The organism is Pseudomonadales bacterium (assembly GCA_024234215.1).
In the GTDB taxonomy this organism is placed as follows: domain Bacteria; phylum Pseudomonadota; class Gammaproteobacteria; order Pseudomonadales; family UBA5862; genus JACKOQ01.
Genome location: JACKOQ010000001.1, coordinates 165,911 through 187,615, shown reverse-complemented (window position 1 = coordinate 187,615; position 21,705 = coordinate 165,911). Strand labels below are relative to the sequence as shown.

The 21,705-nt window shown below is 63.1% G+C and carries 25 protein-coding genes; 8 read left to right on the top strand and 17 right to left on the bottom strand.

The features are described from left to right. Positions 1–17 precede the first annotated feature (17 nt). The 8 genes from H7A13_00970 to H7A13_00935 all read right to left on the bottom strand — a co-directional run bounded on the left by H7A13_00970 (position 18) and on the right by H7A13_00935 (position 6,885). Positions 18–1,268 carry a porin gene (locus H7A13_00970; GenBank protein MCP5331924.1) on the bottom strand — a complete coding sequence of 417 codons (1,251 nt, stop codon included), beginning with the start codon at positions 1,266–1,268 and terminating at the stop codon, positions 18–20. Positions 1,269–1,355: 87 nt separating this feature from the next. Next, on the bottom strand, positions 1,356–1,547 hold the full coding sequence (locus H7A13_00965) for a YezD family protein (protein ID MCP5331923.1): 192 nt from the start codon (positions 1,545–1,547) through the stop codon (positions 1,356–1,358). A gap of 267 nt (positions 1,548–1,814) precedes the next feature. Next, positions 1,815–2,582, bottom strand: a complete 768-nt coding sequence (locus tag H7A13_00960) for an NAD-dependent deacetylase (protein ID MCP5331922.1) — start codon at positions 2,580–2,582, stop codon at positions 1,815–1,817. Positions 2,583–2,586: 4 nt separating this feature from the next. After that, on the bottom strand, positions 2,587–3,663 hold the full coding sequence (locus H7A13_00955) for a hypothetical protein (GenBank protein MCP5331921.1): 1,077 nt from the start codon (positions 3,661–3,663) through the stop codon (positions 2,587–2,589). Continuing rightward, complete coding sequence (locus H7A13_00950) at positions 3,632–3,781, bottom strand: hypothetical protein (protein ID MCP5331920.1); 150 nt, start codon at positions 3,779–3,781, stop codon at positions 3,632–3,634. The genes H7A13_00955 and H7A13_00950 overlap by 32 nt, the downstream gene beginning before the upstream one ends. Then, complete coding sequence (locus H7A13_00945; protein ID MCP5331919.1) at positions 3,782–4,285, bottom strand: N-acetyltransferase; 504 nt, start codon at positions 4,283–4,285, stop codon at positions 3,782–3,784. 49 nt (positions 4,286–4,334) lie between these two features. Further along, positions 4,335–5,669 (bottom strand): CoA transferase, encoded by a 1,335-nt coding sequence (locus H7A13_00940; GenBank protein MCP5331918.1) that lies wholly within the window; start codon positions 5,667–5,669, stop codon positions 4,335–4,337. A 19-nt stretch (positions 5,670–5,688) separates the two neighbouring features. Beyond that, the gene (locus H7A13_00935; GenBank protein MCP5331917.1) at positions 5,689–6,885 is read right to left on the bottom strand and encodes a CoA transferase; all 1,197 of its coding nucleotides are present in this window, start codon (positions 6,883–6,885) and stop codon (positions 5,689–5,691) included. A gap of 286 nt (positions 6,886–7,171) precedes the next feature. Here H7A13_00935 and H7A13_00930 point away from each other — a divergent pair, with 286 nt between their 5' ends. Further along, the gene (locus H7A13_00930; GenBank protein MCP5331916.1) at positions 7,172–7,861 is read left to right on the top strand and encodes a transglutaminase family protein; all 690 of its coding nucleotides are present in this window, start codon (positions 7,172–7,174) and stop codon (positions 7,859–7,861) included. A 488-nt stretch (positions 7,862–8,349) separates the two neighbouring features. Here H7A13_00930 and H7A13_00925 read toward each other — a convergent pair whose 3' ends face one another. Then, the gene (locus H7A13_00925) at positions 8,350–8,700 is read right to left on the bottom strand and encodes a hypothetical protein (protein ID MCP5331915.1); all 351 of its coding nucleotides are present in this window, start codon (positions 8,698–8,700) and stop codon (positions 8,350–8,352) included. A gap of 2 nt (positions 8,701–8,702) precedes the next feature. After that, on the bottom strand, positions 8,703–9,635 hold the full coding sequence (locus H7A13_00920) for a DnaJ domain-containing protein (protein MCP5331914.1): 933 nt from the start codon (positions 9,633–9,635) through the stop codon (positions 8,703–8,705). A 37-nt stretch (positions 9,636–9,672) separates the two neighbouring features. Between H7A13_00920 and H7A13_00915 the strand changes: the two genes are divergently transcribed. The 4 genes from H7A13_00915 to yciH all read left to right on the top strand — a co-directional run bounded on the left by H7A13_00915 (position 9,673) and on the right by yciH (position 12,156). After that, complete coding sequence (locus tag H7A13_00915) at positions 9,673–9,840, top strand: hypothetical protein (GenBank protein MCP5331913.1); 168 nt, start codon at positions 9,673–9,675, stop codon at positions 9,838–9,840. A gap of 75 nt (positions 9,841–9,915) precedes the next feature. Further along, positions 9,916–10,803, top strand: coding sequence for a hotdog fold thioesterase (locus H7A13_00910; protein MCP5331912.1), 888 nt, complete (start codon positions 9,916–9,918; stop codon positions 10,801–10,803). Positions 10,804–10,927: 124 nt separating this feature from the next. Further along, positions 10,928–11,809, top strand: coding sequence for an SDR family oxidoreductase (locus tag H7A13_00905; protein ID MCP5331911.1), 882 nt, complete (start codon positions 10,928–10,930; stop codon positions 11,807–11,809). 20 nt (positions 11,810–11,829) lie between these two features. Beyond that, on the top strand, positions 11,830–12,156 hold the full coding sequence (yciH, locus tag H7A13_00900) for a stress response translation initiation inhibitor YciH (GenBank protein MCP5331910.1): 327 nt from the start codon (positions 11,830–11,832) through the stop codon (positions 12,154–12,156). A 20-nt stretch (positions 12,157–12,176) separates the two neighbouring features. Here the strand turns inward: yciH and H7A13_00895 are convergent, their stop codons facing one another. Further along, positions 12,177–15,284: an EAL domain-containing protein gene (locus H7A13_00895; protein MCP5331909.1), complete on the bottom strand. Its 3,108-nt coding sequence runs from the start codon at positions 15,282–15,284 to the stop codon at positions 12,177–12,179. Between the two features lie 81 nt (positions 15,285–15,365). Between H7A13_00895 and H7A13_00890 the strand changes: the two genes are divergently transcribed. Beyond that, on the top strand, positions 15,366–15,542 hold the full coding sequence (locus tag H7A13_00890; protein MCP5331908.1) for a hypothetical protein: 177 nt from the start codon (positions 15,366–15,368) through the stop codon (positions 15,540–15,542). 188 nt (positions 15,543–15,730) lie between these two features. On the opposite strand, the gene rplS is transcribed toward H7A13_00890, so the two are convergent. From rplS to rpsP, 4 genes are read right to left on the bottom strand one after another with little or no spacing between them, the layout of a single operon-like run. Continuing rightward, entirely contained in the window at positions 15,731–16,162 is a 432-nt protein-coding gene (gene rplS, locus H7A13_00885; protein ID MCP5331907.1) for a 50S ribosomal protein L19, read from the bottom strand. A gap of 12 nt (positions 16,163–16,174) precedes the next feature. Beyond that, on the bottom strand, positions 16,175–16,951 hold the full coding sequence (gene trmD, locus H7A13_00880) for a tRNA (guanosine(37)-N1)-methyltransferase TrmD (GenBank protein MCP5331906.1): 777 nt from the start codon (positions 16,949–16,951) through the stop codon (positions 16,175–16,177). Between the two features lie 25 nt (positions 16,952–16,976). Further along, a complete protein-coding gene (gene rimM / locus H7A13_00875; protein MCP5331905.1) occupies positions 16,977–17,501 on the bottom strand; it encodes a ribosome maturation factor RimM in 525 nt (174 codons plus the stop codon). 23 nt (positions 17,502–17,524) lie between these two features. Continuing rightward, positions 17,525–17,770, bottom strand: coding sequence for a 30S ribosomal protein S16 (gene rpsP / locus H7A13_00870; protein MCP5331904.1), 246 nt, complete (start codon positions 17,768–17,770; stop codon positions 17,525–17,527). 300 nt (positions 17,771–18,070) lie between these two features. On the opposite strand from rpsP, the gene crp reads away from it, so the two are divergent. After that, positions 18,071–18,742, top strand: coding sequence for a cAMP-activated global transcriptional regulator CRP (crp, locus tag H7A13_00865; GenBank protein ID MCP5331903.1), 672 nt, complete (start codon positions 18,071–18,073; stop codon positions 18,740–18,742). Then, positions 18,729–19,235: a cyclic nucleotide-binding domain-containing protein gene (locus tag H7A13_00860; GenBank protein ID MCP5331902.1), complete on the top strand. Its 507-nt coding sequence runs from the start codon at positions 18,729–18,731 to the stop codon at positions 19,233–19,235. The genes crp and H7A13_00860 overlap by 14 nt, the downstream gene beginning before the upstream one ends. Before the next feature lie 23 nt (positions 19,236–19,258). Here H7A13_00860 and radA read toward each other — a convergent pair whose 3' ends face one another. Further along, positions 19,259–20,608: a DNA repair protein RadA gene (gene radA / locus H7A13_00855; GenBank protein ID MCP5331901.1), complete on the bottom strand. Its 1,350-nt coding sequence runs from the start codon at positions 20,606–20,608 to the stop codon at positions 19,259–19,261. A gap of 12 nt (positions 20,609–20,620) precedes the next feature. Beyond that, positions 20,621–21,700 (bottom strand): alanine racemase, encoded by a 1,080-nt coding sequence (gene alr, locus H7A13_00850; GenBank protein MCP5331900.1) that lies wholly within the window; start codon positions 21,698–21,700, stop codon positions 20,621–20,623. Positions 21,701–21,705 lie beyond the last annotated feature (5 nt).

Below are 21,705 nucleotides of genomic sequence, written 5' to 3'. Positions count from 1 at the left end.
TCTCCAGAGTCGTGTGATCAAAAACGCAGGTCGAAGCCGAGCGCCGCAGTGGAATCGGTGACGGCATCCGCCCCGATGCGCTCATCTCCCTCGGTTTTCACCGTGGCGGCGGCGATGAAGAGGCGGGTCGTGGCATTGAGGTTATAATCCAGACCCAAAACGTACCCATCCAGGTCGACATCGGCATAGCTGGCATTGCTCGGCGTGGTGCTGGAGTGGGCATACTGGACTCGGCCCACCCAAGGCCCGGAAATCTTCCACTGCCCATTCAGAATGTGCCCACGCTGTTTTTTGAAGGCGTTGCCCGATGCACCATCCCATTCGGAGAGCGGATTGAGGCCATTCTGCGCCCCCACCGTCGTGCCGCTGGTGCCGACGAAGGTCGAAAAACCACCGAGAACATCCACATCATCATGGGCCTCTGCCGTTTGATAGATGTCTCCCAGTTTCACCGGACCCAGGGTGATTTCCCCTACGAAACGCAAGGCATCGGTGGTCGAGATGTTGGAGTCGGCGGCAACTCCCACGAACCAGTCGGCCTTGCCGTAACTCAGCGAGACCGATCGACCCGAGGCAAAGCCATTGTCGTTCTGCTGGTTGGTGGCACTCACCGCCACCCCAGTCTCTTCTGCCTGGACAGCGGCGACATTGATCTCAAGCCCCCCGAACAGAATCGGTGAACTGTATTGGATGACATTGTCGGGACGGTTTTCGCCAACGATGTAGGTGCCAATGTCACCCAGCGGAAAATCGTTGAAGCGGTCGATGTCGCTGCGCTTGATCGTGTTGGTTTGCAGGCTCTTGAGCGGGGTATCGTTCTTGCCGGCGAGAACCGCACCCCAGTCGCCGCGCAGGCCGCCGTAGATGTTGCGCTGGCTCAGCTCGCGCCCATTGCTGTTGGTGCCATTGTCGACGTCGATGCCATATTCCAGACGGTAAAAGAGGGTGATGTCGGCGTTTGCATCGAAGTCACCCTGTATCCCCAAGCGTGAACCTGTACTCTCCAGCGCCGTGGTTTTCAACTCCTGTGTCGTACCGATGGCACCGCTGTGCCTGAAACCGGTAGCCGGTGGCGGCAGCGGTGCGAAATCGAGCTTTTCCAGATCATACTGATTGGCGGTCAGATAGATCTTTCCATAAAGCGTCGGAAAGCCGGCGAAGGCGTTGGCCGAGAGTGCAACCCCGGCGATCACCACCAGCGGAGCCTGTCTCTGCAGCGAGTTTCTGTAGCGTGATGGTGCGACCCACCACCTGCGATGAAATGACATGTCGATCTCCTGTCGTCATGTGTCACCTCCGGTGGTCCGGTCAGTTGATTGGATTGAAGTTTGAGCCGGTCTGGAACCGGTTACTGGCTATGGTGTGCGTCGCTCGCTCTGCCAGCGCTTTTTTTCACGACGCTCGATCTGCACGACCTGGCCGTTGTGAATCTGGATCTCCACCGAGCCGAACTGAATCGAATCGAGTTCTCTTTTGATCTCGGCAAGGATTGCATCGTCGGCATCACCGACGCGTCGTCCAGATCGTTCCGAAGTGTGGTTACTCATGGCGGCCTCTTGAGTGCTGTATCGGGGTGATGACCAGATGGCAACATGGTAAAGGCGCACTTATATATCAAAAAATAATATTTTTTTATTATCTTATTCTTTTTTATCGAGAGCGACCGAGCAGTGTCCCGCACAGCATCGCCTGCGCGTCAGCGGTCAGGGGTCGAAGCGGGCAAACAGGCCTGCGTCGTTGCTGAGCATCGAGAAAAGTGGAGCGTGGTCACTCGGTCCGTGACCATCAAAAAAGGCACTGGGATCCGATGCAGGTCAACGATCGGGCAGATCGATCCCGGCCAAGGTCGGACCGATCTGCCACGGCAGCACCAGGTCGGCCAGTTGATCCAGCGGCGTCGGTTCGCGGTTGATGATCACCAGCCGGGCGCCGCGCCCTTTGGCCAGTGCCGGCAGATCCGCCGCCGGATGGACCAGCAGTGATGAGCCGATGACGATGAACAGCTCGCAGCCGAGGCTGACGGCCTGGGCCCGACGCATCTGCGCCTCGGGCATCGGCTGGCCGAAGGAGATCACCGCGCTTTTGACGATGCCGCCGCAGCGGTCGCAGTAGGGCACGCTCTCGTCGCGCATGAAGTTGGCGCGGATCGGCGCCAGTTCGAACCGCTTGTGACACTCCAGACAGCAGGCATGCTGGTTGTTGCCGTGCAGCTCGATCAACTGCGCGCCGGGGACGCCGGCGGCCTGGTGCAGGCCATCGATGTTCTGGGTGATGACGCATCCGACCCGGCCCTGCTCGACCCATTCGGCGATGCGCCGATGGGCGATGTTGGGCTGGGCCTGACCGAACAGTCCCTCATTTTCCAGCGCGAAACGCATCCGCCACGACTCGCGCCGCTTCGCCTCGCTGGCCATGAACTCGCCGAAATCGATCGGCCGGTAGCGGCCCCAGAGGCCGCCGGGGCTGCGGAAGTCGGGAATGCCCGACTCGGTGCTGATGCCAGCGCCGGTGAAGATGACCGTCGAGCGGCTGTCGAGCAGCCATGCTCGCAGTGTATCGAGTGCGTCGTCGGGCGGGGTCATCGGTTCATCCGAGGTTCCAGCCTTCGCGCAGCCGCATGGCAGTGACCTCGGGGTAGACCATGGCGACCCGCTCCTCGATCACGAACTGCAGGTAGGAGGCATCGGCCGCGCTGGTCATCGGGTTGACGAAGATGCGCGGCACCACCCGGGCATTGAGCCAGTGGCGATCGGGCGCGCTGCCGATGGCGGCCGGAAAGAAGGCGAGGTTGAAGCTCCACAATCCATAGTCGGCAAAGCATTTGAGCAGCGTGTGCAGACCGCGGGCAAAGTAGAGGATCTCATCGGCACTCAGGTCGCTGAGCGTCGCCTTGCCGGGGAAGATCGCCTGGCAGTCGCCGATCATCCCCACTGGCGCATAGGGCACCAGCCACTGCACGCCGCCATGCTCGCCGATCCAGCGCTTGTCATGACGGCGCTCATGGTCGAGCAGGTCGGCATGGAAGGGTCGGCCGCTGCGTTCGAAGTAGGCCGCCTCGGCGGCCAGTTCGCGGCGCAGCGCATTGCCCGGATTGCTGGTGGAGAGCACCTGCATGTGCGGATGGATCAGTGAACTGCCCGAGGGGGGCATGTAGTTCCAGGTCACCATGTTGAAGAAGGGCACCTCGCGCGGTGTCGGCGCTGCTTCGAGCCGCTCGAAGAAGGCGCGGGCGACATTGAGGCCGTTGGCGATCACCTCGACCGGAAAATCATCCATCGGCACGAAGTGCTGGTCGGTGATGGCGGCCACCGCACTGACATCGTCATAGGGAAAGAGGTTGGGGAAGAGCCGCGCCGAGCCACAGGTGAGAAAGCCCTCCGCCAGCAGCTCCGGCGGATAGTGCGGCGTCACCTTCTCGATCAGGCCAGGACAGAAGGGACAGAAGCCCTTGGACTCCTCGACCATCCTGCTGAGGTCGGGTGCCGGCATCTTGTCGCGGGAGAAGTGGCAGATGCGGCTGCTCTGCCCAGTCAGCGGATCGTAGCGGAACTCGGTCTCGACGCTGTGCGGCGCGAAGTTCTGCCGTGGATCGAGAAAGGTGCTGCGTTTGACCTCGCTGCGGTAGGCCTCGTCAAGGGCGGTCGATGAAGCGGATCTTTTCATGGCGGAATCCCTGTTGCACATGGATCGGGACAGGCTCTGCGGCAATATTGCGAAGCAGCAGAGCGCTGTCAATCGCGGTGCGGGTCATCTGCGTCGGCGCGCTGAGCGCAGCCTCCATTCACAGCAGCACCTGCCAGTAGCCGACATCGATCCATCGATCGAACTTGAAGCCGACCTCCTGGAAATGGCCGACCTTGCGGAATCCGAACCGCTCATGCAGGGCCACGCTGGCCGGGTTCGGCAGTGCGATGCCGGCAATGGCCACATGGATGGCGCGGTCGCGCAACCGGTCGAGCAGCGCTCGGTAAAGCTGGCTGCCAACGCCCTGCCCGACAGCGACAGGGTCGAGGTAGACCGTGCTCTCGACGGTGAAGCGGTAGGCGCACCGCCCTTTCCAGCGGCTGGCATGGGCGTAGCCGACGATCCGCCCCTGCCGCTCGGCCACCAGCCAGGGCAGCGCGGCGGCCGCCACTTCGTCGATGCGCCCGGTCATGTCGCTGGCGTCGAGCGGCTGCTCTTCGAAGGTGATGAGCGTGTTGGCGATGTAGTGGTTGTAGATGTCGGCAAGGGCTGCGCCATCGCCCTGCGCAACCGGCCGGATCTGGCTGTTCAGGTTCGCCATCTGCTGCCGGTGTCAACCACTCGTGCACCCTTCGACGCTGTCCATGCAGTCAGTCGCCCGCTTCGGCGCTGCCCGGGCCGCCGGGGCGCTCCACCGCATAGTTGGTGCCGATCAGGCCACGCGCCTCGAGGTCACGGTAGGCCTGCTCCGAGTAGCCGAGCAGCTCCTTGTAGACATAGGTGTTGTCTTCACCGAGCGTCGGCGCACCGCGCTCCCAGCGCAGTTCCATGTCGGAGAAGAGATAGGCCTGCCGTGGATGGTTGTAGACGCCGGTGCTCTCCTGGCGCAATGGACGCAGCAGCCCGCGGTGGTTGACCTGCGGGTCGGCGAAGGTGTCGGCCTCGTTCTGCACCGGCGCGGCCGGCACGCCATGCTCCTGCAGCAGGTGGAAGATTTCGAGCTTGTTGCGGGAGTGGGTCCAGCCATTCAGATGGTGGTCGATCTGGTCATGGTGGGCATGGCGGCCATTGACGGTGGCGTAGGCCGGATCGCGGGCCCACTCCGGCGCGCCGATGGCCTGCACCAGCCGCTGCCAGTCGCCATCGTCGCGCACACTCAGCACCACCCACTGGTCGTCACCCTGGCAGCGGTAGCAGCCCTGCGGTGCATAGAGGTGGTGGCGGTTGCCGGGCGGCGGCAGGGTGCGGTTATTCATGCTGTAGTCGAGCACCACATCACCGATCTGATGCAGCATGGTCTCGGCCTGGGGAATCTCGATCAATCCGCCCTCGCCGGTGCGCCGCCGCCGATGCAGCGCACCCAGGATCATGAAGGCCGCCACCGTCGGGCTGACATCGTCCATGTGAAAGGTGGGCGAGGTGCGCGATGGGTCGGCATCGGGGTAGGCGCGCAGCCAGGTGAGTCCGGAGAGCGCCTCGAAGTGGGCACCAAAGCCGAGGTAGTTGGCATAGGGGCCGGTCAAGCCGAGGGGTGGCATCCGGCAGAGGATCAGCTTGGGGTTGATCGCACTGAGCTCCTTCCAGCTGAAACCGAGCCGGTCGCCGATGCGCTGGGCGTTGTTCTCGACCAGGATGTCGGAGATCTCGACCAGCCGGCGAAAGCCCTCCTTGCCCTCGGGGGTGTCGAGCTCCATGGTCGCGCTCAGCTTGTTGCGGTTGAGCACGTTGAAGGAGCTGGTGCGGTTGTAGGGTTGCGGCTGCGGCTCGCCACCGGGGTAGGACATGCGCGACAGCATGCCCATGCGCTTCACCATGTCCGCGGTGACATGGGGCTGGGCACGGGTGCTGGAGGGCACCCGGTGGGCCGATTCGATTCGAATCACCTCGGCACCGAGGTCGGCCAGATGCTGGGTGGCGGCCGGTCCGGCCCAGACCACGGTCAGATCGAGGACCCGGATGCCACTCAGAGGCAATGCACTGTTCATGTTGTGTTCTCCGTGACTCTCAGATGACGCCGGCGGCCTTGAGGCGGCTCAGTTCGGCGCCGCTCAAACCCAGTTCAGTGCCGTAGATGGCCTGGTTGTGCTCGCCCAGTCGTGGCGATGGCCAGCGCAGCGCAAAGCCGCTCTCCATGCGGGCCAAGGGGCCCGGATAGGTCAGCGGGCCGACCACCGGATGCTCCTGTTCGATCCAGAATTCACGGCTGCGGAAGTGGGCATCCTCCATCAGATCCTTGATGGTGTTGATCGGATAGACCGGCCACTGGTTGGCCAGCGCCTGCTGGAACAGCTCATGCCGGGTGTGGGCCGCAAGCCAGGGCTGGAACACCGCGTCGATCTCGGCCTTGAACTCCATGCTGTAGAGTGCGCCCGGTTCGGCCAGCCGTTTCATGAAGTCGGGCCGGTTGAGGGTGCGTGCCATCCGCTCCGCCCAGGCCGGGGTGGTCATCACCTGCACATAGCCATCGCGGCAGGGGAAGATGCCCGAGGGCAGCGCACCGGCCGAGAGCGACTCGCGACTCGACGACTCTCCGCTGTAGGCATGGCCCAGCAGCAATTGGGCGCGACGGTCGACGCTGGTCTGCTGCACCTCGGCCGCGGCCAGATCGATGTGCTGGCCACGCCCCTGATAGCGGGCAGCCATGAAACCGGCCGCCATCGCCAGCGCCAGATTGTTGCCCACCTGATGCTCGACCATCGAGGCGGCCTTCTTGATCGGATAGAGCTCGGCATCCCCGGTCATGTTCATGCCGCCCAGGGCGTAGTAGATGATGTCGTTGCCCTGATAGCCGGCATAGGGGCCATCCTGGCCAAAGGGGGTCAGGCTGGCCAGCACCAGATCGGGCTTGATCTCACGCAGCGTCTCGAAGCCGAGACCGCAGGCGGCCAGATGGCCGGGCGCGAAGCTCTCCACCACAATGTCGGCACTCTTCACCAGTTTGCGCAGCAGCTCCGCACCACTGGCACTGGTGATGTCGAGCGTGATGCCACGCTTGTTGCGGTTGAGATGCAGAAAGAGTGCACTGGCCTCTGGATCGGGGCGGTCACCCGGAAAGGGGCCATGCCGCCGTGCCGGGTCACCGCCGGGTGATTCGACCTTGATGACGTCGGCGCCGTAGTCGGCAAAGATGCGGCTGGCAAAGGGACCGGGGATCCCCTCGGAGAGATCGAGAATGCGAACGTCGTCAAACAGCTGGTCCATGCGCAACTCCTCATCGACTTCAGACGGCGGGTCTGAAGTCGCAAGCGGTGTTCAGGGTACCGATGGGGCACTGCCCATGCGGTGATGATGGACTCTTTTATTATCGTGCCGACCCGCGGCCGGCTGCTGTGAATCCATGGCCAGACTGCCCAATTGCCGGGGCCGCTGTCAAGCCTTGCCCCGCTGGCAAGCACCCAAGGTCGACGGGATTCCGCCGGTTGTCGGTTTTCGTCGCTCTGGCTATGCTTGCCGCAACGGACCCGCATTTGCCCACAGGAGAACCCGCATGAACTCGACCGACCACGCCGCGCTGCTGGCACCCAGCTACTTCATCGACAGCGACCATCCGGCGGTGGTGGAGTTCGCCATGCGCGCCATCGACGGCGCCCAAGAGAGCCGGGAGCGCGCGGTGCGCCTCTACTATGCCGTGCGTGATCAGATCCGCTACAACCCCTACGCGGCCGACATGAGCCGGGAAGCGATGAAGGCCAGCACGGTGGCGCAACGGGGTGAATCCTTCTGCGTGCCCAAATCGATTCTGCTCGCGGCCTGCGCGCGGGCGGTGGGCATTCCGAGTCGGCTCGGCTTTGCCGACGTGCGCAACCACCTCACCTCCAATCGGCTCAAGGAGTCGATGCGCGGTAACGATCTGTTCGTCTTCCACGGCCAGACCCTGATGTATGTCGATGGCCGCTGGAGCAAGAGCACGCCGGCCTTCAATCTTTCGCTCTGCCAGAAGATCAACATCCTGCCGCTGGAGTATGACGGCCAGACCGACTCGGTGTTTCACCCCTTCGATCAGGCCGGCAACCGCCACATGGAGTATGTGCGCGACCGCGGCCTGTATGACGACATGCCCTACGAAGCCTTTGCCACTGCGATGCAGCAGACCTACGGCAAGACCTTTGCCGAGAGTGCCGGCGTGCGCGATGGCAGCGCCGACGACTTCGAGGCCGAGGCCTACGCCGGCAGTTGAGGGCCAGCTCGCCTCACGCTCATCCTTTCAACTGGAGCGCGCCATTGCGGCGCGCGATGCTTTTTGCCCCGTCTCTCAATGACACCTCTCCCGCCATGAAAACGTCATGCAGATGTCATTTCTGATGCACATTTTCTGTGGATAACTTTCTGGATAATTCAGCCGCGTCCAACGCTAACTCAAGAAACAGCAGGCATTTTTTTCTTAGGTTGTTTTTTGATCAATAAAATAGTTGTTTATTTACAATGAGTTGAGCTGATCAAGCCTGAAATAACCAGTGTTTCTTGCAATTCACAGTCAGCATGCGCAAAATTTTTTCCTGTGTGAATAGATGTCAATGCTTGCACTGAAAAATTTCACAGGCCCCAAGCCGATTTCATTCATGAACAGGCTCACCATCCGCGCCTAGCACGTTGATTTCAGAATGGCTTTACCAGCCGCAATCCTGACGAAATCTTTTCCCGCCCCCTCATCCAGCGCAGCAAACACTACCCTTTTGGCTCGATCAGCGGATCGTCCACCGCATCAGCCAGCGGCGGCAAGAGCCGGACAATCCGCCGCAGTGCATCGAGTTCAGCCAGCAGGTCAAGCGCCAACGCAATGCCGGGCAGATTGATCTGCAACTCGCGTTCGAGATTGCGTGCCTTGCGCAGCCGTTCGAGGTCACTGTGGCTGAAACACCAGCTGATTGGCGCTCCTGTCGGCTCAACGATCGCTTCGCCGACCATCGCCATCACCCACTCGGCGGTGACATCGAGTTGCTGGCACAGCTCACCCAGGCGGTACTGATGGTGCTCGATCAGCACGGCCACCTGTTTTTCATCATCCTGTGTCGCCATGCTCAGACCCCCAGTTCGCTGCGCGGGCTGCAAGGTATCGTCTTCTCCATCGCGCGGTAGAGTTCACGCGCCGCCTGACTGCTGGCGGGCGGCACCACCACCTTCAGGGTCACATACTGGTCACCCGCCGGCGAGGCAGGCAGACCGCGCCCCTTCAGCCGCAACCTCCGCCCGCTTTGCGACCCTTCGGGGATCGCCAGCTCAACCACTCCACCCAGCGTCGGCACCTTGACCCTGGCACCGAGCGCGGCCTCCCACGGGGTGATCGGCAGTTCCAGATGGATGTCGGCCCCATCCACCCGATAGAGCCGATGGGGGGCAAAGCAGACTTCGAGGTAGAGGTCACCGGCCGGATTGCCGGGCTCACCCTGGCCACAGAGCCGAATCTTCTGCCCCTCGCGAACCCCCTTGGGAATGCGCAGCCGCAGCGCATGAGGCTGCATCTCCAGGTGGCCGGCACGGTTGATGGTAGGCCGTTGCAGCACCACCTCCCTGCTCGCCCCCTGATAGGCCTCTTCAAGGGTAATGGTGATCCTGGCGTGGTGATCCTCGGCGTGGCGCGCGGCTCGACCCCGGCCAGCGCGACGAGGTCCAGCTCGGCCGAACAGCTGTTCGAAGAAGTCGCTGAAACCTTGCGGATCATGGTCGGTAAAGCCACCACCGGTGAACTCGAAGCCGCTGTCCCAATTGGGCGGCGGGGTGAAATCCTGGCCTTCACGCCAATGTTCACCAAAACGGTCATAGGCGGCCCGCTTTTCCGGATCCTTCAGCACCTCGTAGGCTTCGCCGACCTCCTTGAACCGTGCCTCGGCATCCTCGGCCTTGCTGACGTCGGGATGGTACTTGCGCGCCAGCTTGCGGTAGGCGCGCTTGATCTCCTCCTGGGTGGCATCACGGGAGAGGCCGAGAATCTGGTAATAATCCTTGAATTGCATGGTTCAGCGTCACTTCGCGGTGAGGGACGGGTGATTCATGGTCAACATGGTCAATCTGCACGGTACTCTAATATGGATGCATTCGTGCCGGCTACAAGGTCGCCAGCGCGGCCAGTTCGCCATCACGCCGCTTGCCACCGGCTCTGCCGCAAACCACTGCAAACAGCGGCAGGGCTGCCGATTGCAATGGCGCAGCGAATGGTGACAATGGGATGTTTGGCCCGGCGCAAACAACAATAATCCAGCCATCCAGCAACCCCTTGAAGGAGACAATAGGGAGATGACCACTGCGACCCAATCCCATCAGACCGCCACCGCCCTGCTCGACTTCTATGCCAATAATGGCTGGGCAAACCGGGTGGGCATCCAGCTGCTCGAAGCGACGCCCGCCGCAGTCAGCCTGTTTCTCGGCTATGACGAGCGCAACCTCAACGCCCCCGGTGGCGTGGTCCATGGCGGCGTGATCGGCACCCTGATTCATGACGCCGGCCAGTTGCTGAGCAAGCTCCACTTCGCCCAGACCCCGATCAGGCAGATTCGCCCGCTCGACATCCAGATCAATTACATGATCGGTGCCAAGGAGGCCGACCTCACCGCCACCGCGACCCTGATCCGTGCGACCCGGGCGCTGGCCTTCATCGATGTCGAGGTGCAGAACCAGAACCGGCAGTGTGTCGCCCGCGCCCACACGCTGTTCCGCATCGCCCCGGCGGATGAAGAGGCGGTCGAACTCGACAGCGCGCTGCTGCATGAGCTGGCGGTGAAAAGTCCGCTGGCGCTGAATCAGATCGGAGAGATGATCAAGGGCAATGTCGCCCGCCATGCCGAGGGGTTGCAGGTGCTGGGGCTCGACCAGAGCCGGGTGCGCTTCACGCTCGATGATCTCGCCTCCAATCGCGACCATGAGGGTGCGCTGGCCGGCGGTGCGGTACTGCTGCTGCTCGATGATGCCGGGGTGTTCTGCTCCTTTGGTCAGATTCAGCGTGGCCGTGCCGCCACCGTCGATCTGAAGGTGAACTTCTGCCAGAGTCTCGCCGGTGAACAGGTGATCGCCTTTGGCCACTGCCTGAAGCGTCAGAGCGAGGCGATCACCAACCAGGTGCTGCTGTTCGGTGCCAGCAGCGGCCGGCTCGGTGCCATCGGCACCATGACCTTCTGGGGTTCATGAGGAAGCCGGTTGCAGGCAGGCATCACCGTGTGCCCTTTACCCTCCCTCACGGTGTGGGTAGATTAGACCGGTGGGCGCCAGCCGCCTGCCCCCATAACAGAGATAACAATCAAGGAGCGTTCCCATGTCAGACATGCGATTCGATGGCAAAGTCGCCATAGTCACCGGTGCCGGCGGCGGTCTCGGCCGCGCCCATGCGCTGCTGCTGGCCTCCCGTGGCGCCAAGGTGGTGGTCAATGACCTCGGCGGCGCGGTCGACGGCAGCGGTTCGTCACAGACCCCCGCCCAGAAGGTGGTCGAGGAGATCAAGGCGCTGGGCGGCCAAGCGGTGGCTGATGCCAACACCGTCGCCACCCAGGCCGGCGGCAAGGCGATCGTCGATGCCGCGCTCAAGGCCTTTGGCGCGGTCCACATCATCGTCAACAATGCCGGCATCCTGCGCGACAAATCCTTCCGCAACATGTCACCGGAGCTGTTCGACCCGGTGATCGACGTGCACCTCAAGGGCTGCGTCTGGACCACCCATGCCGCCTGGGAGCTGATGCGCGAGCAGAACTTCGGCCGCGTCATCAACACCTCGTCGGCCGCCGGCCTGTTCGGCAACTTCGGACAGACCAACTACTCGGCGGCCAAGATGGGCATCGTCGGTCTCACCAAGACGCTGGCCCTGGAAGGTGCCAAATACAACATCAAGTGCAACGTGCTGGCGCCCGGCGCACGCACCCGCATGACCGAGGATCTGATGGGAGAGCGGGCAGCCGCCATGGACCCCGAACTGGTCGCGCACACCGTCGCCTATCTGGCCCATGAGTCGTGCAGCCTGACCGGCGAGATTCTCTCCTCCTCCTCCGGCCGCGTGGCGCGGGTTTTTGTCGGCGCCTGCAAGGGCGTCACCAACCGCGAACAGATGAGCCCGGAGTTCATCCGTGACAATCTGGCCCAGATCATGAGCACCGATGGCTTCCATATCCCGGCCGGGGCGATGGACGAGATCAGCCAGCGCTGAGCCCCGACAGTTCCGCCACCATGGAGCGCAACTCACGCCCGGTCTACTCCACGCAGAGCGGGCGCATCCGCGAGCAGAAACCCCAGGCGCCCGCCGCGCCCAGCAGAGACGGCGTGGTGCGGGTTCGGCGTGAACGCAAGGGACGCGGTGGCAAAACGGTCACCGTCGTGCAGGGGGTTCCGCTGGATGAAACCGGACTGAAGGCGCTGGCGCAGCAACTGAAGCAGCGCTGCGGCAGCGGTGGCACCCTGAAGGATGGCGTCATCGAGATTCAGGGTGACCACCTCGAACTGCTGCTGGGCCTGCTTGGCGAGGCTGGCTTCAAGGTCAAGGCCGCCGGCGGCTGAACCGTCTGCAGATCAACCGGTCAGGCCAGCAGTTCGTCAAGTGGGAATGGCATGCTCACGCCATTCCCTTGGGCATAGTTGACGCCAGCCGCTCTCAGCCATGCCAATGTGGCGTCATCCTCGACGAATTCGGCAATGGTCAGCAGACCGGCCTGGGCAGAGATCTGCACGATGGCGGTGACGATCGACTGCTTCATCTCGTCCGCCAGCAGTTCGCGGACGAAGATGCCATCGATCTTGACCAGATCGATCGGCAGCCGATGCAGGTAGGCAAAGGATGAGACGCCGCTGCCGAAGTCATCGAGCGCGAAACGAAATCCCAATGCCTTGAATCGATTCAGAAATTCAACCGCATGGTTGAAGCTGGTGATGGCCGCGGTCTCGGTGATCTCGAAGCAGATGCGCTGCCGGGCCACCTCGACCTGGCTGATCTGTGCCAGCAGTGCGGCGTGGAAGGTCTCGTCACCCACCGAAAAGCCGGAGAGGTTGACCGCAAGGCGGATGTCGCCGAGCCGCGCCTCTTCACGCTTCAGCCACTCCAGCACCTTGCTCACCACCCAGCGGTCGATGCGCTGAATCAGCCCGTAGCGCTCCGCCGCCGGCACGAAGGCACCCGGTCCCACCAGTTTTCCATCCTCGGTGCGCAGCCGTACCAGCACTTCATAGTGCGGCTTGAGGTCGTCGGAGAGCGGCCGGATCTCCTGGCAGTAGAGCTCGAACTGGTCGGCGTCGAGCGCCTGCTGGATGCGGCTGACCCAGCTCATTTCACCCATTCGCCGGCTCAGCTCCTCATCGCTCGGCTCATAGCGGTGAAAGCGGTTGCGGCCGGCATCCTTGGCGGCAAAGCAGGCCGCGTCGGCATTGTTCATGATCTGGATCGTATCGCCATGCGCCGGATCGATCGGGGTGATGCCAAAGCTGATGCCCACCGCGTAGGTGTTGGCGTGCCAGACGAAGCGGTAGTCGGCCACGGTCGCGATCAGATCCGCCACCACCTTCTCGGCGCGTTCGATCTCGCAATTCTGCAGCAGCAGCCCGAACTCGTCGCCACCCACCCGCGCCAGCATGTCACGTTCACGCACCTTGGAGCGCATCAGGCTGGTGAGCTGGCGCAGCAGTTCATCGCCGGCCACATGACCGCAACTGTCATTGATCACCTTGAATTGGTCGAGATCACCCAGACAGAGCACATGCCGCGGACGGGTGGCGACGCTCTCTTCGAGCAGCGAGCTCAGTTCCGCCTCGAAGGCATGGCGGTTGTAGAGACCGGTCAGGGTGTCATGGGTGGCCTGATAGCTCAGCAACTGCGCGAACTGCCGGTCCTGGGTCACGTCGTGCAGCAGCACCACCACCCCGACCTGTTCATCGGCACGGTTGAGAATCGGTGCCAGGGAGCAGCCAAGGTGGAACTCATCACCATAGCGGTTGCACAGCACCAGCACCTCGCCACGGCTCTGCTGCGCCACCAACCGCAGCACATACTCGGCCAGATCGGCAATGTGGCGGCCCGCCTGGTCTTCCGCCGAGGAGATCAGCCGCGCCAGCGGCAACCCCGTCGCATCGCCTGCCGACCAGCCGAGCAGGCGTCCGGCCGCCTGGTTCAGATAGGTCACCCGGCCGTGCAGGTTGAGGGTGATCATGCTGTCGATGATCGACTCCAGCACCAACTGGGCGAAATTGCTCTCCTGCTGTAACTGCTCCCTGACCTGCCACTGTGTCTGCACATCCTGCATCAGCACGGTCAGGAAACGGCCATGCTGCCCTCTTCTGGATTCGGTCACGCTGACCAGCACCCGCGTCCGGTCGCCATCGCCCCGCAGCAGGGTCAGATCCTGCCGAAAGCCGTCGTGCAGCAGCACCCGTTTGTCCACGCCGCTCTGGTCAAAAGCCAGAAAATTCAGGATCGAAGCCCCCTGCACATCGGCCGCCGCCATGGCGAACAGCCGTTCGGCCGCCGGATTCATCTGCAACACCTGACCTGCGGTCGAACAGGTGATCAGACCTTCCTGAAGATCCCGCACCAACAGCCGTGCAAAATCCATGGAGCTCTCCAGGCGCTCCATCACCTCGTTGTATTTTCCGGCCAGCAGTCCAACCTCGTCACCTTCTTCGACCTTCAGGCGTCGATCCGGATATCCCTGCCGACCGTGCTGATCGACCTCGGCCAGCAGCCGCTCCATCCGCGGGCTGACCTCCACGGTGACATCGGGCTGTTTCATCTCCACCAACCGCCAGCGCCGAAATTGTGAAAACAGCAGCCAGGAGAGTCCTGCTCCCACCAGGGCAATCACAGTGACACCAAACAGTTGCAGGGTGATCTGAAGCCAGAATTCGCGGTCGGTCCATGGCGAAGAAGGCACTCCGGGCAGACCCGCAGTGATCAGACCCACCGTACCGCCCCCCAGCAGCACTGCCACACTGCACAGCGGATCGTCCAACCGCGATCGACGCAGCCAGTGGTTGATCATCAGCATGGTGGCGGCGGCAAATCCGCCCAGAAAGAGTGCTTCGAGCGGGACCAGCCGATGACCGCTGCCGCTGACCGAGATCATGCCTGCCAGGCCACCCTGCATTGAAATCATCCAGCGGATCTGTTGGCGACGCTGTGGCACCGAGAGGGCAGCCACCAATGTGCCCACCACGCCAGCCAGCAGGCTGTTGTTGACGGTGTCGATCAACTGACTGATCTGTGCACTCCCGGCGCTGATGTTCAATCCAATGCAGCCTGCCGCCAGCAGTAGACCTCCGGCGGCCATGGCGGGCAGCCGGTCGGCGGTGACTGGCGCGAGGCGATGTCCCGCCTCCTTGCGCAGATCGAACGCCCACAGAGCCGCCAGAATCAACCAACCCCCCAGCGTGTAGAGCATGCCCGCCCCGGTCAGATCGAGCGGAGCCCACCCGCTCAGCCAGTCTCCTCGGCCAGCGAACCCCAGGGTCGTCAGCGGGTGGATCAACCCGGCGATCGTCGCGGCAATCAGTGTCAATCCCCGCAGTTCGAGTCGATGACGCAGCACAGCCACCACCAGCGTGACGAGCGTGGCACAGCGCAACGGATCGAGTGGATGCTCGAGCAGCCGATCAGGCATCCACAGCAGCAAGACACCCCATGAGAGCAGCAAAGGCAGCACGAGTGCCGCCAGTTTTTCCAGAAAAAGATCGAATGGCTGAAGTCGCCGTGCCTGTCCGAACTGAATGGACAGGAGTCCGAGTTGGCCACACAACAGCAGCAAAATGCAGAAATTCGACCAGACTCGATCGATCTCGACCATCGCCATGGAAATGACCAGGATTTCTTGAATGGTGTCAGGGCGAGAGAACCCGCCAGCCTGTGTGCCGCCCTGCACGTTCAACCACGAAGAGCGAAGGACTCAGCCTATATTCCGTGAGCGCCCGCCTGCTTGAAAACTGTAACAGGACAAGACACAAAATTCGATCAGCCCTTCAGACCGATCCGTTGGTCGATCAGTCAGGACTCCATTACAAAAAAAAGCCCCGGCACTCGGCCAGGGCACACGGAACAAAAACCAGTACCGCTTGGCTGCGCCTGACAGGAGAAGTCAGGCAGCGAACAGGATCAGACCTTCTCGCGGATACGGGCCGATTTGCCCGAGCGGTCACGCAGGTAGTACAGCTTGGCCTTGCGGACATCGCCGCGACGCTTCACTTCGATCTCGCCGAGCATCGGGCTGTAGCTCTGAAAGGTCCGCTCGACCGCCACGCCATGGGAGATTTTGCGCACCACGAAAGAGGAGTTCAGGCCCCGGTTGTGCTTGGCGATCACCACCCCTTCAAAGGCCTGAAAGCGCTCGCGGGCCGCATCGACCTTGCTCGAATCCTTTTTGGGCGCCTTGGCGGCGGTTTTGCCCTTTTTGGCGGTCGAAGAGTCCTTGCCACTCTCCAGCACCCTGACCTGCACCACGACGGTGTCGCCCGGCGCAAACGCCGGCAGGACTCTCTGCATCTGTTCGGCTTCGATCTGGGTGATCAATGCGTTCTTGTTGCTCATCGCTGTTCATCCTCAAAGTGGGCTGACGCCCGTACCAGTGGGTTCGCGGCCAGACTGTTTCGCCGCGGCAAATCGTTCCAGAAATTCCAGTTCCGCCAGGCTGAGCCTGCACTCTTTCAACAGCTCCGGCCGGCGTAGCCAGCTTCGCACCAATGCCTGTTGCCGTCGCCAGCGCTCGATCGCTCCATGGTCACCGCTCAACAACACCTGGGGTGCCGCAGCGCCCTGATGACACTCCGGACGGGTATAGTGCGGATGGTCCAGCAGGCCGGTGCTGAATGAGTCACAGCGTGCAGACTGCGCATGCCCCAACGCACCCGGCAACAGCCGGGCCACACCGTCGATCAGCGCCATCGCGGCGATTTCCCCACCGCTCAGCACAAAGTCACCCAACGACCACTCTTCATCGACCTCGAGGTCGATCAACCGCTCATCGACACCTTCATAGCGGCCAGCAAGCAGCAGCACCGCCTCCATCCCTGCACAGCGCTCCAGCATGCTCTGGTCGATCCTGCGCCCCTGCGGCGAAAGATAGACCACGCTCGGTGGCTTCGGTGCCACGGCACGTGCGGCGCCGATCGCGGCCTGCAGCGGCGCCACCTTCATCACCATGCCAGGTCCACCGCCATAGGGCCGGTCATCGACCGTCTGGTGCAGATCGCTGGTGAACTGCCGTGGATTCCAGCACTCCACCTGCAACAGCCCCTGGACAATGGCCCGGCCGGTCACGCCGAGGGTCAGCACCGGTTGCAGCAGTTCCGGAAAGAGCGTCACCACGCCAAACCACATTGCTCTTGAACCGCCTGTTCAACTCTCAAAAATCGGCAGGCCAGTCGACATGCAGTTCGGCCTGCTCCAGATCCACCCGGATGACGACACGCTCGGGGAGGTAGGGGATCAATCGCTCCCGCTCATCGATGCTGCCTTCACCGGGACGGACCACGACCACATCGTTGGCACCGGTCTCGAACAGTCGATCGACCCAACCCAGCAGTTCGCCTTGCCGGTTGATCACCCGCATCCCTTCAAGCTGGTGCCAGTAGTAGTCTCCGGCTTCCAGCTCTGGCAGGGCCGTTGCCGGCACCGCCAACTCATCCCCCGCATAACCCAGCGCCTGATCACGGTCGTCGCAATCGGCGAATCGACCGATCAGGCCACGCCCCTGCACCTTGGCCTCGACCAGATCGATCTTCTGCCGGCCCTGCGCGGTCACCCGCCACAACTGGGGGTAATGCAGAAGGTTTTCCGGCGGTTCGGTGTAGGAGTGAATCTTGACCCACCCCTTGATACCGAATGCGGTGCTGACCTTGCCGAGCACCACCCATTCATCGGCCTTCACCCGCGCGAAGACTCTGGATCGGCTTACTGCTGCCGTGCCTGCTGGATCAGCTTCCTGGCACGGTCGGTCGGCTGGGCGCCCTGTGACAGCCAGTAGTCGATCCTCTCCAGTTCAACCTTGAGCTTGACCTCCTGCCCACGCGCCACCGGGTTGAAGAAACCCACCCGCTCACAGAAGCGGCCATCGCGCTTGTTGCGACTGTCGGTCACGGTCAGGTGATAAAAGGGACGCTTCTTGGCGCCGCTTCGTGCAAGTCGAATCTTTACCATTGTCGATATCGCTTCCTGGAGGATGCCCTGGAGAGTTTATTGAGCCCAACCAACCGCAACCGCGGGCACCGCACTGCCCAACAGCGTCTGCTTTGCTGGCCTTGACCTTAAAAGGGGGGTCATTCTATTGCATTTTCATCGCATTTCAAATCCTGCGGACTCCCGCCCGTTCGCCAGCGAAATCCGAGGTCGAGATCCATGCTGGCTCGTTGGCGGAAATCGACTCTGTCAACCATACTTTCAAGCAATCAACCTGCAATCCTTCCAGTTGCGTCATCCCCATCGTGGCCAGATCGAACCATGAGCGAACTACAGCGAAACTCCCCCAGAGCGCTCGGCATCAGCAGTCGACTCCAGCCAGCCATTCCGGGGCTGGATCAGTTTCTCGCCCAGTGTCACCGTCGTCGTTACACGAAAAACGCCACCATCATCAAGCAAGGCGACCCCTGCAATACGCTCTACTATCTCTGCAAAGGCTCGGTGACTGTCGCACTCGAAGAGCAGGAGGGCAAGGAGATGGTGGTCTGTTATCTCAACGGTGGTGACTTTTTCGGCGAGATCGGCCTCTTCACCACCGAACCAGCGCGTTCGGCGATGGTTCGGGCCCGCACTGAATGCGAGGTCGCCGAAATCAGCTACGGCAAGTTCCAGCAACTGATCGAACAGCATCCAGCCATGCTGCACACCCTCGCCACGCAACTGGCCAATCGGCTGCGCGCCACCACCCGCAAGGCGAGCAACCTGACCTTTCTCGATGTGACCGGGCGCGTGGCGCGCACGCTGCTCGACCTGTGCAAGCAGCCGGATGCGATGTCGCATCCTGATGGCATGCAGATCAAGGTCACCCGGCAGGAGATCGGCCGCATGGTGGGCTGCTCGCGGGAGATGGTAGGACGTGTGCTCAAGGATCTGGAGCAGCAGGGTCTGGTCACTGCGCGCGGCAAGACGATGGTGGTGTATGGAACCCGTTGATGCGGCGACTGGCAGTTCGGCAACCCAGGCCATCCGCGCACTGCTGCGCCACCCCGAACTAAGCCGGCTCGGCTGCGCGCATCCACTGCGCTGTGCAGCCAACCAGACGGTGATCCAGGAGGGCACGCAGTGTGGCAAGCTTTATCTGGTCGACAGCGGCCAGCTGCGGATTCTGAATGGAGTGCTGCTGGAGGGTGCCCGACAGATTCAGCCGGGTGTGGCCGATGTCGGTCCCGGCGAGCTGATCGGTGAACTGGCGATGTTCGATGGCGCGCCCCATGCCGCCTCGGTCGTCACCCTCACGACTGCCGAGCTGACCGAGATCGACAGTGAAATCCTGCTGCGCTTCATGGACCGCCACCCCGAGCTGGGCTACCCGGTGATGAAGGCGCTGATCGAGGCCCTGATCGGCCGCTTTCGCCGGACCAGCCGCAAGGTCTCCTCGCTTTTTGCCTGGGGACTCAAGGCGCACCGCATCGATCAGCATCTGTAGCGCCGCCCTGGCAGCACTGCTTTTCAGAAGCTCTCCAGGGCATCGGCCACCCGCTCGACCGCGGTCACCGTCATGCCGGCGATCGGCTGCCGGGGTGCGTTGGCACTCGGCACGATGGCGCGGGTGAAGCCGTGCTTGGCCGCCTCCTGCAGCCGTTCGATGCCACTGGGCACCGGACGAATCTCCCCGGCCAGCCCCACTTCGCCGAAAACCAGCAGATCCTGCGGCAGCGGCCGGTTGCGAAAGCTCGACACCAGCGCCAGCACCAGCGCCAGATCGGCGCTGGTCTCATCGACCTTGACACCACCGACGACATTGACGAAGACATCCTGATCACCGAGGAACAGCCCGCCATGGCGGTGCAGAATCGCCAGCAGCAGCGCCAGACGGTTCAGGTCGGTGCCGACCGCCAGTCGGCGCGGCTGGCCATGGTGGTTCTGGTCGACCAGTGCCTGCAATTCGACCAGCAAGGGCCGGGTGCCCTCCCACAGGGCGGTCACCAGGGTGCCGGCAGCCGGTTCGCGGCGGCCGGAGAGAAAGATCGCGGAGGGGTTCTTCACCTCGCGCAGTCCATGCTCGACCATCGCGAAGACGCCCAGCTCGTTGACGGCACCAAAGCGGTTCTTCTGTCCGCGCAGAATGCGAAAACGGCTGTCGCTCGAACCTTCGAGCATCAGCGAGCAGTCGATCATGTGCTCCAGCACCTTGGGCCCGGCCAGGTGGCCCTCCTTGGTAACATGGCCCACCAGCAGCAGGATGGTGTCACTCTCCTTGGCGAAGCGGGTCAGCCGCGCAGCGCTCTCGCGCACCTGCCCGACGCTGCCCGGCGCCGACTGCAACTCGGCCAGCTGCATCACCTGGATGGAGTCGATCACCAGCACCCGCGGCCGGTGACGCAGGCAGCAGTCGATCACCGCCTCGACCCGGGTCTCGGCCAGCAGCTTGAGCTGATCGCCGGCCACGCCGAGCCGCTGCGCCCGCATCGCCACCTGCTGCAGCGACTCCTCGCCGGTGACATAGAGCACTGGGTGCTGCCGTGCCAGATTGCCCAACGCCTGCAGCACCAGCGTGCTCTTTCCGGCGCCGGGATGGCCACCCAGCACGATGGCCGAACCGGGCACCAGACCGCCACCCAGCACCCGGTCGAGTTCGCCGATGCCGGTGCCGATCCGCACCGCTTCGCTCACACTGATCTGATCCAGCGTCACCAGTTCGGCCGTGCCGCCGGCGGCGCCGGCATAGCCACCGGTCAGACGGCTCTGCGCCACTTCACTGATGCGGTTCCAGCTGCGGCAGCCATCGCACTGCCCCTGCCACTTGCTGTACTCGGCGCCGCAGTCGGCGCAAAAGAATCTGTGGGTCGGTTTGGCCATGCTCCCTCCCTCTCACCGGTAGCGGTAAGGCACCCTGCCGGTGACATTGCAGAGCAGTTGATAGGCGATGGTGCCGGCGGCGGCGGCCACCTCATCCACCGGCAATCCTTCGCCCCAGAGAATCACCTCGTCACCAATCGCCGCGGCGGGCAGATCGGTCAGATCGACCGTGACCATGTCCATCGACACCCGACCCACCAGCGGCACGCGCTGGCCACGGATCAGCAGCGGGGTGCCCTGGCTGGCATGGCGCGGATAGCCATCGCCGTAACCGGCGGCGACGACACCGATCCGGCTCGGACGCCGGGTGACGAACCGACCGCCATAGCCCACCGGCTCACCGACGGCCAGCTCGCGCAGGGCGATCAGCCGGCTGCGGAACGTCATCGCCGGGCGCAGACCCAGCGCCAGCGCCGATCGGTCGGCACAGGGCGATGCCCCATAGAGCATCAGGCCGGGCCGCAGAAAGTGGTCGGCCATCGGCAGGGCGGCATCGCCGAGAATCGAGGCCGAGGCGCGCACACTGCACCGCCCCGGCAACCCGGCAATCGCCCGGGCAAAGCAGGCCAGTTGGCGGGCATTGGCGGGATGTTCCGGCTCATCGGCACAGGCAAGGTGGCTCATCCAGACCAGCTCCCGCAGGCCGGCAAGGCGCCGCAGCCGCGGCTGGATCCCGGCCACCTGCCCGGGGGCGAAGCCGAGCCGATGCATGCCGCTGTCGATCTTGATCCACAGCCGCAGCGGCTGCCGGGGTGGCATCGCCTCCAGCAGTTCGAGCTGCCAGTGAGAGTGGATGACCAGTTCAAAACCCTGCTGCTCGGCCAGATCCAGCTCGCTGGCGTCAAAGCAGCCCTCCATCAGCAGGATCGGCTGTGAAAGACCGGCCTGCCGCAGCAGCATGGCCTCGTCGATCGCCGCCACCCCCAGCAGATCGGCCTGCGCCAGCGCCTGCGCGGTCGGCACCAGCCCATGTCCATAGCCATTGGCCTTGACCACCGCCACCAGTTCATGGCGGGGATGGCGCTGGCGGATCCACTGCAGGTTGTGGCGCAGGGCGGCAAGGTCGATGTCGGCGCGGATCGGGCGTGCCATGCCGG